This window comes from Paenibacillus sp. AN1007, assembly GCF_040702995.1.
Taxonomy (GTDB): domain Bacteria; phylum Bacillota; class Bacilli; order Paenibacillales; family Paenibacillaceae; genus Paenibacillus.
This window is the reverse complement of record NZ_CP159992.1, coordinates 725,219-743,791: the sequence shown is the minus strand read 5'-3', so window position 1 is coordinate 743,791 and position 18,573 is coordinate 725,219. Positions and strand designations below refer to the sequence as shown.

Here is an 18,573-nt window from a genome sequence, read left to right as displayed (position 1 = left end):
CCCGTACAGGCAATGACTGAAACCCTTCCACACATCAAGTTACAACAATTATGTTTTATAAGCGTAAGAGAGCAAATAATTATGATTCGTCTTGTATGTTATGATGAGTGACCGAGACGTCTTCTCCGTCCTGTGCAACGAACTGCTTTTGCGCCAGCTCGCGGTATACCGGATGAGTGCTGATCAGCTCGGTGTGAGTCCCCGTTCCGGTAACATGCCCATGCTCCAGCACAACAATTTGGTCAGAATCCACAACCGTCGATAATCGATGTGCAATAACAATGGTCGTTCTGCCTTCCATCAGGTTGGACAACGCCTGCTGTACTTCGTGTTCCGAGGTACTGTCCAGACTAGAGGTTGCTTCATCCAGCATCAGAATGTCAGGGCTGCGCAGCAGTGCACGAGCGATGGCGATTCGCTGGCGCTGTCCGCCGGATAGCTTGATGCCTCGCTCACCTACTTCCGTGTCATAGCCTTGCGGCAGCTTGTTAATGAAATCAGCGGAATATGCCATTTCAGCAGCTTTCCTGATTTCATCCATTGTCACTTCCCGATTTAAACCATAAGTAATGTTATCTTTAATCGTACCGGCCATCAACGGACTTTCCTGTGATACATAACCGATCTTGTTACGCCATGAGGACAGCGAATACTCCGCTATGTCCTGCCCTCCATACGAAATGTGACCCGAATCGGGAAGATAAAATTGTTCCATCAGCGAGAACAGCGTGGATTTGCCGCTGCCGCTTGGACCAACAATAGCCGTCACTTTGCGCGTAGGAACCGTTAAATTGATCCCGTGAAGAACCTCTTCCCCTGTGACATAAGAGAAATGTACATTGTGAAATGCAATCGTCTCATTCCCTTGTGGAGCCGGCTTCGTGCTGTGATCGGGTTCTTCCTCTTCTGCCAGTATCGATTGAATGCGCTCGGTGGCACCGACTACTTTTTGCAAACGTGAATACAGAGTTGTAAACTGCCCCATCGGCATAATGACCTGGAACAGCAGCAGAATGAACGCAACCAACTCCCCCGGTGATAATAGACCGGAAGCAACGCGCATACCTCCGACACCAAGAATTACAACCAATACAGCCGTCATAACAAAGGAAAATAACGGTCCGATCAACGCGAGAATACGCGCTTCCTGTAATCCAAAAGCAAACATTTTACGAATGCGTGAATCGCCCGCCTCCGCTTCCTGCTTTTCGGTTCCATATGCTTTAACCAGACGAATTTCACTGATCACCTGACTAAGCACAGATGTAAGCCCGGCCATTTCGTCCTGCTGCCTCTTGGAGATTTTGTACATTTTTCTGCCCACTGGCAGCAGAATCAGCATCGTCAGCGGTACCAAGCTCAGAATGATGAGTGACATCACCCAGTCCAGATAAAAGAGCAGTGCTACACCGCCAACCACCGCCACAATGTTAGAGACAAATGATACGAGATAATCTGCAATCAGCGTCATAATCTGGCTTGTATCATTGGTGATCCGGCTCATCGTATCCCCTGTGCGATTACGGTCAAAATAAGGCATGCGCAGGGATAACACTTTATTCCACAGCTTCGTGCGAAGGGTCGCCACGACACGCTGTCCCGCATAATTCAGCATATAGATGCTGATACCGGAAGCGATCGCTTGAATAACAAAAGCACCAAGCAGCAGCCAAATAACAGATTTGTTCAATGCAGAAGCGGTCAGCCCGTCAATCAAACCTTTGGTCATCAAAGGCACAATCAACCCTGCCGTCGTTTGAATCAACGTCAGAATGAGAGCCAGGATCAGGATCAGTTTTGGCGGGTTCGTGGAGGCAATCAGTTTAACAAAATCCTTAAACCCCTTTTTCCCTACTTTTGGCTCATTAGACTCTAACATCTGTTCTTCCATTCCCCATTCCTCCCGTTCTCGATCTTTTCGTATTTGTTTTACAACATACCATGCAGGACAAAGTTAGCCAGAAACAGAATGGAAATGCCATACATGACCAGCGGTACCTGCTTGCCTTTCCCTGCAGCCAGTTTTGCCAGCGGATATGCTATGAATCCAAAAGCCATGCCATCCACAATGCTGTAAGTAAAAGGAATCATGACCATAATTAAAAAAGCAGGAAATGCCTCGGTAAAATCGCTAAAATCCATATCCTTAACACCCTGCACCATCAAACCGCCAATGATAATCAAAATAGGAGCAATAGCACTGTCGGGAATATACCCGAGCAGCGGAATGAAGAAAAAAGTTGCTCCGAACAGCACAGCTGTCACAAGCGGGGTCAATCCCGTGCGCCCGCCTGCCGCAATACCTGCTGTTGTCTCCGCCGCCGCCACTGGCGGACTGCTGCCGAAAACCCCTGCCAGCACCGTGCTGATGGATAGTGCGCGCAGACTGCCCTTGAACCGTGCCGGACGGCCAATCATATTCGTCTGGGCGGTAATGAGTCCGATATTTTCGAATACCACAATTAACAGCAGCAGGAACACGGCAATCCAGAACGCGATGTCTGCCAGCTTCATGAGAGACAGTTGGCCAAACAAACCACTGTACTGCCGCAGTGCATCCATCGCAGATACGGCTTCCCCGGGATGCACTGCACCGAGTATGTAAGCAAGTCCTGTTCCAATCAGAATACTAATGAGCAGTCCGCCCTGCACATTTCGGATAAATAGAATAACAGACAATACCAGTGTTACACAGGCTGTAATTACATTGGGGTCATTAAAATGACCGATTGCAACAAAGGTTGTCTGGTGAGCGATTACAATACTGCTTTTTTGCAAACCGATAAAGGTAAGAAATAGTCCAATCCCGACGGTAATGCCGTGCTGCAGATTTTTCGGAATGGCTTCACTGATCATTTTATATAATGATGTAAAAGCGACAACAGCAAACAGCAGGCCTGTAACAGCTACCACAGCCAACGCTTCCTGCCATGTCAGTTTCATCGAGTGCACGAGTGTATATGTAAAAAAAGCATTAATCCCCATGCCGGGTACCACCACAACTGGGGATTTACCGCCAAATGCCATGAGCAGACATCCTGCAATGGACGTGAGCAGTGTGCCCACCATAGCCGCCTGCAGCGGCATTCCTGCATCGGAAAGAATAGCTGCATTAACCATTACGATATATACAACAGCAAAATAAGAAATTGCTCCCGCAACAATTTCCTTTTTCCACTGATCTTCTGGTTCCATGCCCAGCTGTCTGGACAACCATCCGTGTTTCATTCGTTCTGTTCCCCTCTCTGACTGCGATTCACGCACCACCCCATATCTTACACCGTTTTTAAAGTGAAGTACATGACATAGTGATGATATATCCACAGCACTTCAGTTCGGTTATCACAGCATATACGCAATATTATACAGCAAAAAGCGCAGGTGCACATATGCACCCGCGCTTTCATGCGTAGAGCTTATACCATGTTGTTGGTTTTGTTCCCCTTATGCCTGTGTTTTCTCTGCTTTTTCAAGCAGGTCTTTCACAGCTACGCTGACCATAATTAATCCGGCTACTGGGGGAACAAAGGCATTGCTAGCTGGCGGCTGTTTCGCTTTACGAATCTCGGGCGCATTCTCAGGAACGATTTTCTGCGTCACGTCTGCACGCGGCTTAAGCGGCTCCTCCGTGGAGAATACCACTTTCACCCCTTTTTTAATGCCATCTTTACGCAGCTTGGTGCGAACCACACGAGCAATTGGGTCCATGGAGGTTTTTGAAATATCCGCAACCTGGAACTTCGTCGGGTCCATTTTGTTGGCAGCGCCCATGCTTGAGATGATCGGAATTTTGCGTTTCAGGCACTCTTTAATGAGATGTATTTTGTAGATAATCGTATCGGATGCATCCAGCACGTAATCCAGATCGTACTTAAACAATTCCTCATACGTTTCTTCGGTATAAAACATGTTGAGCGCGATGGCATCACATTCCGGATTAATCAATTTCACACGCTCTACCATCAAGTCGGCCTTTTTCTGACCTACCGTGGTGGTAAGTGCATGAATCTGCCGGTTAATGTTCGTGATATCAACTACATCTTTGTCAATCAGGATGATGCGGCCAACACCGCTGCGGGCAAGCGCTTCTACAGCAATCCCGCCAACACCGCCGATACCGAGTACGGCTACCGTGCTATTTTTGAGCGTATTCAGACCTTCAGGTCCGATCGCTAGCTCTGTTCTTGAAAATTGATGGAGCATTGAGAATCGATGCCTCCTTTATTTCTTTTCCGCGACCGGTTTACGGGCTACACGGATATGAAGCTGTTCAAGCTGTGATCCATCCACTTCGGAAGGTGCATTCATCAAGAGATCAGTTGCACTTGCCGTTTTCGGGAAGGCAATCGTTTCACGCAGATTCGTGCGTCCTGCCAGCAGCATCACGAGACGGTCCAGACCAAAGGCGATACCGCCATGTGGTGGTGTACCATATTCGAATGCTTCGAGCAGATAACCGAATTTATCGTTAGCCACTTCTGGTGTAAGTCCAAGTGCAGCAAACATTTTTTCCTGTACATCCCGTTTGTAGATACGCATCGAACCGCCACCGACTTCATAACCATTCAGCACAAGGTCATAGGCCTGAGCACGGATTGCACCCGGGTCCGTGTCGAACAGATGTACATCTTCATCTTTGGGACGTGTGAACGGATGGTGTTCTGCCACATAACGTTTCGCTTCTTCATCATAGCCGAGCAGCGGGAAGTCCACAACCCAAGCGAACTTGAACTTGCTGTCATCGATCAGGCCCAGTTGACGTCCGATTTTCAGACGCAGAGCACCGAGAACGTCAGCAACCACTTTTTTATTGTCAGCGGAGAAGAGCAGCAGGTCGCCTTCTTCAGCGCCTGTACGTTCTTTAACAGCTTCAATCTCTTCCGGCGTGAAGAACTTCACGATTGGCCCTTTGAACTCGCCGTCTTTTACTTGAATCCACGCCAGACCTTTAGCGCCGTAACGGGCAGCGAATGGTCCGAGGTCGTCGATCTCTTTACGGCTCCACGTACCACAGCCTTTGGCGTTCAGTACTTTCACTTCGCCGCCTTTTTCGATGACGGAAGCAAATACCTTCACGCCGCTGTTTGCAACGATATCGTTCATTTCCACCAGTTCCATGCCAAAACGCAGATCCGGTTTGTCGGAACCGTATTTGCCCATTGCATCAGCATACGTAATCCGTTGGAATGGCAATTCCAGCTCAATACCTTTTGTTTCACGCAGCAATTTTGCCATCAACTGTTCCATCATCGGCAACAGGTCATCTTGTTGCAAAAAGGATGTCTCGATGTCGACTTGAGTGAACTCCGGTTGACGGTCTGCACGCAAGTCCTCGTCACGGAAACAACGTGCGATTTGGTAGTAACGCTCAAGTCCGCCAACCATCAGCAATTGTTTATAAATTTGCGGGGATTGCGGCAGGGCGAAGAATTCACCTTCATGCACACGGCTTGGTACGAGATAGTCACGTGCACCTTCCGGGGAACTCTTGGTCAGGATTGGTGTTTCCACCTCAACAAATTCTTCTCCGTCCAGGAAGTCACGGAATACTTTAGACGCTTTGGAACGCAGTTTCAATGTTTCGAACATCTCCGGACGACGCAGGTCCAGATAACGATATTTCAAACGAAGGGACTCGTCCACCTCAACACCGTCTTCGATAAAGAACGGAGGTGTTTTCGCTGCATTCAGCACTTCGATTTCCGTAATTTGAACTTCGATCTCGCCTGTTGGCAGGTTTTTATTTACAGTCTCTGCATCACGTTTAACTACTTTGCCCGTTACCGCGATGACATACTCACTGCGTACACGATCTGCGATCTGCAAAGCTTCACCGGAGTAAGCCGGGTTAAAAACAACTTGTACAATACCGCTGCGATCCCGCAGATCGATAAAAAGTACGCCTCCCAAGTCACGGCGAGTCTGTACCCAGCCGTTCAATGTTACTGTTTCACCGATATGTGCGTTTGTTAATGCGCCGCAATGATGACTTCTTTTCATAATTAATCTCCTCAATATGTGAATTTCCGTTCTGTGCAGTCAGGCTGATGCCCTTTCTAACACGATCCCGGTTATTTATACATTTCGTTGTTCCCGCGTACCGCTGTCACGAGATCATCCAGCTTCACGGTTTGCTGTTCACCTGTATCCATTGCCTTCAGTGCAATCTCGCCGCGTTCCAGTTCATCATCCCCAAGGATTGCTGTGTAACGGGCTTTAAAGCGGTCTGCCGATTTCATCTGTGCTTTCATCTTCCGGCCCAGATAATCGCGTTCACCGGATAACCCGGATTGACGAAGTTTGAAGAGCAGGCGATTCACTTCCCGATCCGCAGCTTCACCCAGAGCGACAAAATACACATCCAGCGGAGCCAGTGTTGTTACTTCAATATTCTGGTGCTCGAGAATCAGCTGAATACGCTCCAGACCGATTCCAAAGCCGATCCCCGGCTGATCCGGTCCGCCAATATCGCCGACAAGACCGTTGTATCTGCCGCCGCCGCCAACGGTATCGATAGCGCCAATGCCCTGGGCCTTCAACTCAAATGCAGTCAGGGTGTAATAATCCAGCCCCCGCACCAGGCGATTATTCACCGCGTAATCGACACCGAAATCGTCCAGATAGCTCTGAAGCTTGGCAAAATGGCTCAATGACTCCTCGTCTAGGCTGTCCAGTATGGACGGAGCACCCACGAATTTGTCCTGATCCACTTTACAATCCAGTACACGGAGCGGATTACGCTCCATCCGGGATTGGCAATCCTTACAAAGCGTGTCCTTCATGGGTCTGAGGAACCCAAGCAGTGTCTCGCGGTATTCCGCCCGGCTCTTCGCATTACCAACCGAGTTGATTTCCACTTTAACGTCTTTCAGGCCAAGCTCTACACATAACTGGTAACCAAGTGCAATAACTTCTGCATCGATCGCCGGATCAACCGCACCCAGAGCTTCAACACCGAACTGGTGGAACTGACGCTGCCGCCCCGCCTGCGGACGTTCATACCGGAACATCGGTCCGATGTAATAAAGCTTGCTCACATCGGGTTCGCCATACAGTTTATTCTCCACGTAAGCCCGAACCACACCCGCTGTGCCTTCTGGACGAAGTGTCATGCTGCGGTTGCCTTTGTCATCAAAGGTGTACATTTCTTTCTCAACGATATCCGTGGTTTCTCCTACTCCGCGTACAAACAAGGATGTCTGCTCGAAGATCGGCGTACGAATCTCGCGATAATTAAAGCGACGGCACAGATCACGTGCTTTTTCTTCTACATACTGCCACTTTTCGACTACTCCAGGCAGCAAATCCTGCGTTCCTGTTGGTTTCTGAAAAGCCATCTGTATCCCTCCAGCATTGATTTTCTTTGTAAACGTTAAGATATTCCACGAGTCCCACTACGCGGACAGAAAACCTTTCAATCGCTGTTATCCCCGAATTTTTCTGATCTACATTTATAAATGTATAAAATTCGGTGATAAAGGCGAGCACTTCGCTTTTCCAGGTTCTTTCTGTCCTCTCCGTTCTTCGTGTAATCTGATATCTCAACTTGAAAAACAAAAAAATCCCTCGCCCTGTTTGCTCATATACAGCAAACAAAGGGACGAGAGATTGTATAGACATTCACCCGTGGTACCACCCACATTCCGGAAGCCTGATCCTATAGCCGTTCAGGTTGGTCTGCTCGTTCAGGATGATTCAAGAATGCACCCATGTCGACAGCTCTTCCGCTCTACGTGTAACGCACGTCATGCGCAGGCCGGCTACTATTATCCGCAGATTCTCTCTGCCTTGTTCGCCGTCTGTTCTCGGGGAAGTCATTCATCCGCTCATCATGGGGATCCTTGCAGCCTAAGGGATTCCTCTCTAGTCACGTGGGTACGGAGTACTTGGTCCCGTCATCAAATCAGTCATATTATTCAAAAAACGACTTTAGTTGACTATAGTCAACGTATTATTTTCTGATTGTAATGAACCGCAGTACTAAAGTCAAGGGCTAACATGCAAAGATAGAAAAAAAATAACCTGCACACGGTGTGCAGGTTCAAAGGATATATAAAAAAAGGGGGTCATGTGTGTTATTATAAACGCAGTATGTTAAAGGCTTGTGTTACTAATATTACAGTAATATTACAAAAATGATAGCGCTTTAAAAATTTATATTTTTACATTGTATTCGGTTCTTCGTCAGTTTATTTGGCATTAACCATTAAAAAATGATATATCGAAAAGCCCTTACACCGTCTGATAATGATATCAGGCTGTGTAAGGGCATACTCGTATCTATATATTAATCCAATTCTTCCACGTAAGCATGGTTGGAGCGGAGTTTATGAACAATGGCATCATAGTCCTCATCGCTAACTTTGGCAGACAGAACATAATGCAGGTCATCATAATCGGCCGAAGTCACATCTGCTGCATCCAGCATGTCTCCATCCTCATTCACTCTGTTCCGTGGATCACGCTCAGCATTACGATCTACGTCGGTGACAACCGGAATGACATTTTCACTTGCTGGAACCCCGGGAGCTGCACCTACACCCATCGCACCGTTCGTACCTACACCGCCAGCTGTATTATAAGGAACCAGCGGTACCATAACTTTTGTATCCCTGCCAATTGCAGCATCAAGCTGACCTACTTCCAGCTGTTCGGTACGAAATGCCTGTAGTGAAGTTCTTGCACCCTCTGCCTCGTCTTCCGTTCGAAAATACGCCTGAATATGCTTTGCCATGTCAAACCCTCCTTTATGGAATGAAATGCAGCGTGACACCTCATGAGGCGGCACGATGTAACCAATGTTAGATACGTTGTTATATATGAATAGAATGCCATCGTACCCTTGATTTTAACCTCTGTATCCTTAAATGACTTTCAGCAGTTCGCGGACAAATGCCGGCTCATCTTCCGGTGTGCGAGATGTAATGTAATTGCCATCCACCACAGCTTCATGATCCTTAAACTCCGCCCCAGCATTAACCATGTCATCCTTCAGCGGCGGGTAAGATGTGATGGTGCGTCCTTTCAATAGATCGGCGCTGGCCAAAATTTGCGGCCCATGGCAGATCGCAGCGATCGGTTTCTTGGCATCGTTAATTTCTGTCACGAATTTCAGAATGTTTGCGTCAGTCCGCAAATTTTCGGGGGATGATCCGCCTGGAATCACAACGGCATCATAGTCAGAAGCCTGCACTTCCGAGATGGCTTTGTCCGTTGTGTAAGAGACTTTGCCTCCCTTACCCTGAAGCGTTTCACCGGCTTTCAAGCCAATAATTTGCACCTCGTGTCCAGCCTTCTTCACCTCTTCATACGGTACCTGCATTTCGGAATCCTCAAAGTCATTTGCAAGTAAAAAAGCAACTTTACTCATAATGTATGTTCTCCTTTCCGTAATCGAAAATTTGGTTTGAATCTCAGCACTGCTGCTCTATGGCACGTCATTGGTGCCTCGCTTTGTTATTACCCCGGGCAGCCTGATTTATAACAATCGAGGTTCAATTGATTTTGCAATCATGTGTCAGGTAGACCAATTATCCGAGGCAGTGAACAGCAAAAAAACCTCAGATTGTTTAACAATCGAGGCTTTCGTTTGTGTTCTCAACTTTGCAGCTTACAGCGCTGCTGCCCTAGGGCGTGTCTTGAAACCTACTGAAGAGCATCTTTTACCCTCTTTTCGCCCCCTGCTGCATCAGTTTACTTTGACGTGCCCCGGCACACCTGCGTGAAACTTCCTTGCTTGGAACGAAAATTCGGCAAAATCTGCTCTCTTCAGCGTTTTCAGACACGCCCTAGAAAAACACGCAATAATTCATTTTACGGCGTACTCCATTCATTTAACAAGCGTACTCTATGGACGAGGTAGATAATCCTGCCTGTCTTTATCTGAAGTTTGAAGCATCCATAACGTCGAAACACACGATGCCGCAGAACGGGCAAGATGAAGCGACTCGCTCATACTGCCGGGGATCAGCAGCGGTTCGATCCGTGCCTTGGTTAATTTTGCAGATTGGCGCATAGATAAGGACTCCTTTGGTTATCAGAGGATACAACGCTGCAATAACGTTTAATCATTCCCATTATGGCCTTTTTACAAAATAATTATGCGCAGGTTCAATCCCGCAGCGGACTTTCCAGCATCAGGGTTACAGGACCCCAATTCGTAAATGAAACGTCCATCATGGCTCCAAAACGTCCTGTTTCCACCTGAATCCCCTTATCTCGAAGCAGCTGATTAAACGTCTCATACAACCGCTCAGCGGTGTCTGGACGGGCTGCCGCAGCAAAGCTGGGCCGTTTGCCTTTACGACAATCGCCATACAAGGTGAATTGTGAAACCGAAAGAACAGCTCCACCCACATCGAGCAGGCTGAGATTCATCTTCTCCTGCTCATCCTCAAATATACGCAGCCCGCTAATTTTATCAGCAAGATATACTGCATCTTTTTCGGTATCCTCATGGGTAATCCCCACAAGCAGCATCAGCCCAGATTCGATGCTGCCTGTCAATTCATCTCCCACGGTTACCTGAGCCTCTTTACAGCGTTGTACCAGCACTCTCATCCTACAGGGGCTCCTTACTGCATAATTCGGTGCACAGAATAAACGTCCTTCACTCGTTTGATTCGTTCCACGACGGAATGCAGATGGTCTGTATTGCGAATCAGAATGGTGACGTGCACCAATGCTAATTTATTTTTGTCGGTCCGTCCGGTGACCGCAGATATATTGGTTTTACTTTCCGAAACAGCTTGAAGCACTTCATTGAGCAGTCCATTGCGATCATGTCCTGTAATCTCGATATCTACACTGTAGCTGGATTCGATATTCTCTTCCCACTCGACTTCAATGACCCGCGCTGCCTCTTCTCCATCCGCACTTGAAGGGATATTTGGACAGTCACTGCGATGCACAGAAACGCCGCGACCGCGTGTAACATAACCGATAATGTCATCCCCAGGCACAGGGTTGCAGCATCGTGCAAACCGAACCAACAGATTGTCGATTCCCTTGACACGGATGCCGTTGGTTGGTCTGTTTCTGCGTTCAGGCGCAGGTTTCAGCTCTCGCATCTCGGAATTTAGTTCCAGCTGGTTGGATTCTTCCTGCTCCTTGCGGAGCTTCTCCGTTGCTTTGGTGATGATCTGAGCGGCTGTAATTCCGCCAAAACCAACCGCCGCCAGCATATCATCGATATCGTTAAACGCGAATTTTTTCGCCGCTTCCATCAGCTTGTCGTCAGTCATCCACGCAGAAGGATCAAGTCCCATCCGTTTCAGTTCACGCTCACAGCTTTCCCGGCCCTTTTCCACGTTCTCTTCACGGCGTTCTTTCTTGAACCATTGTTTAATCTTCGCTCTTGCATGAGAAGATTTCGCGATCTTTAGCCAGTCTTGGCTGGGCCCATAAGAATGCTTGGAAGTCAAAATTTCGATGATATCGCCCGTCTTGAGATGATAATCGAGTGGAACAATTCGTCCGTTGACTTTGGCACCGATAGTCCGGTTACCCACTTCTGTATGAATACGATAGGCAAAGTCTAGCGGCACCGAGCCGCTGGGCAGTTCAATGACTTCACCTTTTGGTGTAAAGACAAACACCAGATCGGAGAAGAAATCCATTTTGAGCGATTCCACAAATTCGGAAGCATCCTGTGCTTCATTTTGAAGCTCAAGAATCTCCCGAAAAAAGGTGATTTTATCTTCAAACTGAGGTCCAGCCGCAGCTCCTTCTTTATAAGCCCAGTGTGCAGCAATACCGAACTCAGCCGTACGATGCATATCCCATGTACGAATCTGGACTTCAGTCGGCTCACCGTTAGGACCGACCACGGTTGTATGCAGGGACTGATACATATTCGCTTTTGGCATTGCGATATAGTCCTTGAACCGTCCAGGCATGGGCTTCCATAACGTATGGATAATGCCGAGTGTAGCATAACAATCCTTGATATTATCCACAATAATACGAATTGCAAGCAGGTCATAAATCTCGTTAAACTGCTTGTTCTTGGTCGTCATTTTTTTGAACACACTATAGATATGTTTCGGGCGGCCGGACAAGTCTGCTTGAATGCCCATCTCTTCGAGCTTACTTGTAATGCCGTCCATTACAGTATCGATGTACTGCTCGCGTTCTGCACGTTTCTTGTGCATCAGATTTGCAATACGGTAGTACTGCTGCGGATTTAAATAACGGAGGGCGATGTCCTCCATTTCCCATTTGATTGCTGATATTCCCAAACGGTTTGCAATCGGACAAAAAATCTCCAGCGTCTCGTACGAGATCCGGCGCTGGCTTTCTTCTGACTGAAACTTGAGGGTCCGCATGTTATGCAGACGGTCAGCCAATTTGATCACGATGACACGGATGTCCTGCGCCATGGCGATGAACATTTTGCGGTAGTTCTCGTTCTGCTGTTCTTCCTTAGAGCGAAACTGGATACGTTCCAGCTTCGTCAAGCCGTCAACAAGCATGGCACACGTATTGCCGAAATGAGTTCGGATCTCATCAAGCGACACCGTAGTGTCCTCGACTACATCATGAAGAAGTGCTGCTATAATGGAGATGGTGTCCATCTGCATATTCACAACAATGTCGGCAACCGCAAGCGGATGCAGAATATACGGTTCTCCCGATTTTCGCGTCTGTCCATGGTGGGCCTGATCAGCAAATTCATAAGCCTCTCGTATGCGCACCAAATCGGGTTCTTTGATATATGCCCCGGCCTTCTCGAGTAATTGCTCTATGCCCATTCTGATCTGTTCCGTGTCCTTTCTATACAAAATGGAACCCGTGACAATATATCAACACAGGTTCCCCGTAAAAGTAATTTCCTATAATTATGACGCCTCACCCGTTTCCCGTCAACTGCTGACGAATAAGACCGTTTATCCAATATTTGAATTCATTCAGTTATTATGCATTATTGCCGATATTTGCTGAAATAGAAGGGAATTTTGAGAAAATAAGTGATTTGCACCCCAAACCTGAAAATTGTTATTGCTTATTTGAAAGAAACTCTGTAATCTATTGAAAGTTTGTGTATCGGAAAAAGGAGATGAGATGCTTTGCAACGTGAAATTCAGGTTGATCAAAAGATGCCTTTGGGCCCCGGCGTATTATTGAGTCTGCAGCATTTGTTCGCTATGTTTGGAAGTACCGTATTGGTACCTAACCTCTTCAAGGTCGATCCAAGCATGATTCTCTTAATGAACGGAATTGGTACCCTGCTGTACATCCTGATGTGTAAAGGGAAAATCCCTGCATATCTCGGATCAAGCTTCGCTTTTATTGCTCCAGTCATGGCGGTATTAAAAGCACACCCTGAAAATGGTTACTCCATGGCCCTCGCAGCATTCATCGTAACAGGTATCGTATTCTGCCTCGTGGCGCTCATTATTAAATATGCCGGAACAGGTTGGATCAACGTTGTTTTTCCCCCAGCAGTTATGGGTGCCATCGTTGCTTTGATTGGTCTGGAACTTGTTCCTGTCGCTGCCGGAATGGCTGGATTAATTAACTCAGACCCCGTAAACAACCCCGGTTGGTTTCCTCAAGCCAAACCTATTATCTTATCCATGGTCACTCTAGGAGTCACTGTGCTTGGGGCTGTAACTTTCCGCGGCTTCCCTAAAATCATTCATATCCTCATTGGTATTGTGGTCGGTTACGGGCTTGGCTACTCCATGGGGCTCGTTAAAACAAGTGCAATTGCTAACGCTGATTTCATCTCTCTTCCAACCGTCACAACACCTTCATTTGACTGGTCGGTGATTCTCACGATTTTACCCGTCGCACTCGTCGTGATTGTTGAACATATTGGACATCTGCTCGTGACAAGCAGTATTGTGGGCAAGGATTTGTCCAAAGACCCTGGTCTGCATCGCTCCCTGCTTGGTAATGGTGTATCTACAATAATGTCCGGCTTCGTCGGATCAACACCGAATACAACCTATGGTGAAAACATCGGTGTTATGGCATTGACTCGGGTTTACTCGATCTATGTAATTGGCGGTGCTGCTGTCATTGCCATTCTTCTCTCCTTCTCCGGCACGTTCTCGGCCCTTGTTGCCAACATTCCGGTACCCGTTATGGGCGGTGTTTCCCTGCTTCTGTTCGGCGTTATTGCAGCATCTGGTCTGCGTATTCTCGTAGAACAAAAAGTGGATTTTGCCAAACCGACGAACTTGATCCTGACTACACTTGTACTTGTGATCGGTCTGAGCGGTACGGAAATTTCGTTCTATGGTGTACATCTGAAAGGCATGGCACTGGCTACGATCGCCGGAATGCTTCTCAGCCTGCTGTTCAAACTGTTTGATGTGCTTGGTTTGTTGAATGAGGAAACACAAAAACAACCGATTACAGAAAAAAATCCAGACTAGTTATAGAAGCGCGACATTTTATTTGCACAAGCTTCTCTCGACCATCGACAGTTACCTTTGTAAAAGACAACTCAAAAAGCCTGTCTCCCAACATAGCGTTGGAGAAACAGGCTTTTTTGCCAATCATTCATGCTGTATATTATTTCCCGGGAAACTGGGGAAGCTGTAATTCATTATTCACAGCAGCACTGTAAAGTACAAAGCGATTTCTGTTTCTAGTAGTTCATCAATGTGAATACATTCATGTTCTCAGGCAGTTTGGCACGGCCGTTCAGATCTGTCAGTTCAATCAGGAAAGCAGCACCAACGACATTACCGCCCAGCTGCTCAATCAAGTTGATGGAAGTTGCAATGGTACCGCCCGTTGCGAGCAGATCGTCTGCAATCAGGACATTCTGCCCTTTTTCGATTGCATCTGTATGCATTGCCAGTGTGTCCTTGCCATATTCGAGATCGTATCCCGCTTCAATGGTCGCACCAGGTAATTTCCCACTTTTGCGAATTGGAGCAAAACCAACACCGAGAGCGTATGCCAATGGTGCACCTACCACAAAACCGCGTGCTTCAGGTCCGGCAATGACATCAATTTTCAGCTCTGCAACCATTTGTTTCAGTTCATTGATTGCATTGCGATACATTTCTCCATCTTTCAGCAATGTTGTGATGTCCTTGAAGCTGATTCCCGGTTGTGGAAAGTCAGGAATAACACGAATATACTCTTTAAAATCCAAAATAATCTCCTCCTAAAATAAATACACAAACTTCCATCTAAGATACGCCCTTCATCCGGGATATCATCCATTGTGTCAGCTGAGGTGTAGATGCATCCAGCATCACCTGTTCTGTCTCGGCCATATGTTCCAGCGCCTGATACTGACGTGCTGAGGTCAAATCACGTTTTGGAGGATTGTCCATAACGGTAATTTTGCCGTCCTCACGCGAAATGAAGGATAACTCTTCAAATACATCAAGCATCATCGTAATCATTCGCGCAGAACAACCACACTGACGACTGAGCACAGGAGTTATCTCTTGCTCGTCCACGGGTTCCGCTTTCCATTTAAACACCAGCATATAAATACGCTTGAACAGTTCTCTGGAGGGCATCTGAAGTCGATCTCGAAGGCTGCCTGATCCGTGCAGAAGGATGATATTCTCGGCTCCGCTGAATAAAGCCAGCATTGCATCAAGTTGTTCCGGGGTTTCCGGCGTATCAAACACAAATAACGTCCGGACTTGTTCCTGTCCATACTGCTCTGCTGCAGCATTACACGGAAATAACCCGACCTTTCTATCATATACCCAAAGGCACGGTTCATACAATGAATTTCCTTCAGAAACATTTGCTTCATTTCTTACAATCGCTCCGATCGAACCTGCTTTGTAACGGAGATGCACATCAAGCGTGCTCAGGAAGTGTCTCATGGCGTTTACCGGGTCAGCATGTCCTCGCATATCGAATACCTGTGCCCCGGGAACATGGATATCCTGAAGCATCATCTGCGGCTTTCTCATACCGTTCCATTCATTTATCGACAGTTCACCCATGACATCAATGACCGAACCTGCAGTCAGAAATTCAGCCAGTGCTCCCTTACCAAAAGCAACAGCCTCCAGCTGCTGTCCATCTTGTTCAAGGACCAGCTTCAAGTGGCGCTTTTCACGCCCCATCGTCCTGATCTCCTTAATCGTCACGTTTCTTAATACAAAACGCGGCGATGGATTACTCATACCGAATGGCTGTAATCTGTCAATTTCCTGAATTACTTTGAGCGGAACATCACTGATGCTGCATTCATCATCAGCCTGCCGCTGCGGAACAAAGTCTTCCTCCGTCAGCACAGCTGCGGCAAATTCGTTCAAACCTGATTCAAGTTCTTCCAACTGATCACGATGAAGAGTCATTCCAGCTGCTGCAGGATGTCCTCCATAATGATCCATGAAATGTTTGTTCGCTGTAAGTGCCTCATAGATATCCAGACCTTCAATTGAACGTGCAGAGCCTTTACAAACGCCGCTTTCCGGGTCGATACCCAGAATCAGTGTGGGTCTGTAATACCGATCCAGCAATTTGGAAGCGACAATACCAACCACGCCCACATTCCAGCCTTCACCAGCCAGTACGATCACATCCGGCACGGAACCGGAACGCTGCTCAATTTTCTGTTCTAACTGCATTGTGGCTTCCTGTAGTATGCCCTCAACGACTTGCTGTCGCTCCCGATTCAGCAGATCCAGCTGTCCCGCAAGGGTATGGGCCTCATCCAGGTTTTCAGTTGTGAGCAGTGATACTGCTCTTCCGGCATGATCCAACCGACCGCTGGCATTAATCCGTGGAGCCATGGCAAAGGCAATATTAATTGATGTCACTTGACTTTGATCCACACCACTAATCTCCAGCAAGGCACTAACCCCTGGCAGTTTCGAACCGCGCATGGATTCTATACCATAACTAACAATTACGCGGTTCTCGCCTTCAAGCGGCATCAGATCCGCTACTGTCCCAATGGCGGCGATTTCCATCCATTCACCCGGCACTTCACCGATCAGGGCCTGTGCAACTTTCAAAGCTACACCTGCTCCCGCCAAACCCTTAAATGGATACGGGCAGCCCGGCAGTTTCGGATTAATTAATGCATAGGCCTCGGGTAATACTTCAGGAGGTTCATGGTGATCTGTCACAATGACTTCGATGCCCAGTGATGCAGCGTACGCAATCTGTTCTACAGCGCTAATTCCGGTATCGACGGTAATAATCAAAGTAACTCCTTGCTGATGCGCCCAATCCAAGGCATGGTTATGAAGACCATACCCCTCGTTCGAGCGGTGAGGGATATAGATATCATATGAAGCTCCCAAATGACGCATCAGATGTATCATAAGTGACGTACTGGATACTCCATCTGCGTCATAATCTCCATAAATTAAAATATGTTCTTCCCGTTCCAATGCCTGCTTAATTCGAGGAATCGCTTCACTCATGCCCAGCAGCAGATACGGATCATGCATCTGATTCAAGTCAGGATGCAAAAATCGTTCTGCCTCCTTTTCATTGTGCACACCTCGGCTTGCAAGCAAACGTCCAACGAGAGGGGAAACGGAAAGCGCCTGCGAAAGTCCCGCAGCCGCCTCCAGATTAATATGTGGTGTATTCCACTGATATTGCGAATAAAGCAATGATAACGCTCCTTTCCTGACCTGCAAGATCCGCGCGCGCCATTACTGAATTAATGTCGCTTCATGATCGGGCAGTTCATGATTGGATTTATAAGGATATCCGGGATCATAAGGTACAGCCTGGATCTGAACTTCTTTGACATGACTGAAACGTGTTAATAACAAGGTCTTGGCCCGATTCGCGATTTCCTGCGCCTCCAGAATGGAGATTCTCGGATTCACACTAATAGTCAGTTCAATGGTAACATCATGTTCCTGTTCGCGAGCAACGAGATGTTCAATCGTGATAATGCCGTATACCCGCTGTACGGTTTCCTTGTAATCAGCGGCATCCTCCTGCTCCAGTTCTTGAATCAGGGAACCATACACCGTATCTACAATCATTCTGTACCCTTTATACAAGATAAAGCCAGAAGCGATGAGGGCAGCGGCGGGATCAAGATAGAGAAGCAGACCTAGACCCGTTTCTTCACCCGCCATGGCGCCAATGATGCCGATTAAAACGGTAAGCGAACAATACAGCGCACGCCGATGCTGCAGTGCATACGACATTGCTAGAGACTGATTTCGTTTACGGAAGTATCGGTACTGGAACTGAAATATGGCTTCTTTTACAGCCAGTGCCGCAACAGCGACCAAAAGTACAGACTTTCCTGGTGCAGCGAGTTCACCACTAGATAAACTACTTAACGCCGAGATTGCCAGCTGTAGGCCACCCATCAGAATAAGCACTGCTAACAGCACCGTCATACCGGGTTTCGCAGCCCGTGCATGTTCCTTGAGACGCTCCTTATGAACTTTACTTTTGGAATGTACAGACCTTGAGGGAAAAAGACCAACCAAGGAAGAGGCAGCTTCAGAAGCAGAGTACAAGCCATCAGCAAGCAAAGATTTGCTGTTTGCCATGTATCCTACTCCTGTTTTGATGACTGCAAGTGCCATGTTTCCGACGATCCCGCTCCATGCAGCCGCATGTGCAGACGGGCCAGGTGCTCTTGTCATGTTGATTCCC

At 47.5% G+C, this 18,573-nt stretch carries 14 protein-coding genes; 1 reads left to right on the top strand and 13 read right to left on the bottom strand.

All coding sequences use genetic code 11. The annotated features are described in order from the left end of the window. Positions 1–79: 79 nt before the first annotated feature. The 10 genes from ABXS70_RS03365 to ABXS70_RS03320 form a co-directional block, all read right to left on the bottom strand. Positions 80–1,891, bottom strand: a complete 1,812-nt coding sequence (locus ABXS70_RS03365; RefSeq protein ID WP_342552479.1) for an ABC transporter ATP-binding protein — start codon at positions 1,889–1,891, stop codon at positions 80–82. A gap of 38 nt (positions 1,892–1,929) precedes the next feature. Next, a complete protein-coding gene (locus ABXS70_RS03360) occupies positions 1,930–3,228 on the bottom strand; it encodes an NCS2 family permease (protein WP_342552480.1) in 1,299 nt (432 codons plus the stop codon). Between the two features lie 216 nt (positions 3,229–3,444). Then, the gene (locus ABXS70_RS03355; protein ID WP_342552481.1) at positions 3,445–4,203 is read right to left on the bottom strand and encodes a tRNA threonylcarbamoyladenosine dehydratase; all 759 of its coding nucleotides are present in this window, start codon (positions 4,201–4,203) and stop codon (positions 3,445–3,447) included. Positions 4,204–4,221: 18 nt separating this feature from the next. Beyond that, on the bottom strand, positions 4,222–6,000 hold the full coding sequence (aspS, locus tag ABXS70_RS03350) for an aspartate--tRNA ligase (RefSeq protein WP_342552482.1): 1,779 nt from the start codon (positions 5,998–6,000) through the stop codon (positions 4,222–4,224). Positions 6,001–6,071: 71 nt separating this feature from the next. Next, positions 6,072–7,337, bottom strand: a complete 1,266-nt coding sequence (gene hisS, locus ABXS70_RS03345; protein WP_342552483.1) for a histidine--tRNA ligase — start codon at positions 7,335–7,337, stop codon at positions 6,072–6,074. 950 nt (positions 7,338–8,287) lie between these two features. After that, entirely contained in the window at positions 8,288–8,734 is a 447-nt protein-coding gene (locus ABXS70_RS03340) for a hypothetical protein (RefSeq protein ID WP_366293838.1), read from the bottom strand. Positions 8,735–8,863: 129 nt separating this feature from the next. Further along, on the bottom strand, positions 8,864–9,370 hold the full coding sequence (locus ABXS70_RS03335; RefSeq protein WP_366293835.1) for a type 1 glutamine amidotransferase domain-containing protein: 507 nt from the start codon (positions 9,368–9,370) through the stop codon (positions 8,864–8,866). Positions 9,371–9,847: 477 nt separating this feature from the next. Next, positions 9,848–10,015 (bottom strand): hypothetical protein, encoded by a 168-nt coding sequence (locus tag ABXS70_RS03330; RefSeq protein ID WP_366293832.1) that lies wholly within the window; start codon positions 10,013–10,015, stop codon positions 9,848–9,850. 95 nt (positions 10,016–10,110) lie between these two features. After that, positions 10,111–10,560, bottom strand: coding sequence for a D-aminoacyl-tRNA deacylase (gene dtd, locus ABXS70_RS03325; protein ID WP_342552487.1), 450 nt, complete (start codon positions 10,558–10,560; stop codon positions 10,111–10,113). Between the two features lie 14 nt (positions 10,561–10,574). Then, the gene (locus tag ABXS70_RS03320) at positions 10,575–12,752 is read right to left on the bottom strand and encodes a bifunctional (p)ppGpp synthetase/guanosine-3',5'-bis(diphosphate) 3'-pyrophosphohydrolase (RefSeq protein ID WP_342552488.1); all 2,178 of its coding nucleotides are present in this window, start codon (positions 12,750–12,752) and stop codon (positions 10,575–10,577) included. Between the two features lie 315 nt (positions 12,753–13,067). On the opposite strand from ABXS70_RS03320, the gene uraA reads away from it, so the two are divergent. Continuing rightward, positions 13,068–14,384, top strand: coding sequence for a uracil permease (uraA, locus tag ABXS70_RS03315; protein WP_342552489.1), 1,317 nt, complete (start codon positions 13,068–13,070; stop codon positions 14,382–14,384). Positions 14,385–14,599: 215 nt separating this feature from the next. Here the strand turns inward: uraA and ABXS70_RS03310 are convergent, their stop codons facing one another. The 3 genes from ABXS70_RS03310 to ABXS70_RS03300 are packed head-to-tail and all read right to left on the bottom strand — an operon-like array spanning position 14,600 to position 18,563. After that, complete coding sequence (locus ABXS70_RS03310; RefSeq protein ID WP_342552490.1) at positions 14,600–15,115, bottom strand: adenine phosphoribosyltransferase; 516 nt, start codon at positions 15,113–15,115, stop codon at positions 14,600–14,602. Between the two features lie 37 nt (positions 15,116–15,152). After that, positions 15,153–17,561, bottom strand: a complete 2,409-nt coding sequence (recJ, locus tag ABXS70_RS03305; RefSeq protein WP_342552491.1) for a single-stranded-DNA-specific exonuclease RecJ — start codon at positions 17,559–17,561, stop codon at positions 15,153–15,155. 42 nt (positions 17,562–17,603) lie between these two features. Next, on the bottom strand, positions 17,604–18,563 hold the full coding sequence (locus ABXS70_RS03300) for a cation diffusion facilitator family transporter (RefSeq protein WP_342552492.1): 960 nt from the start codon (positions 18,561–18,563) through the stop codon (positions 17,604–17,606). Positions 18,564–18,573 lie beyond the last annotated feature (10 nt).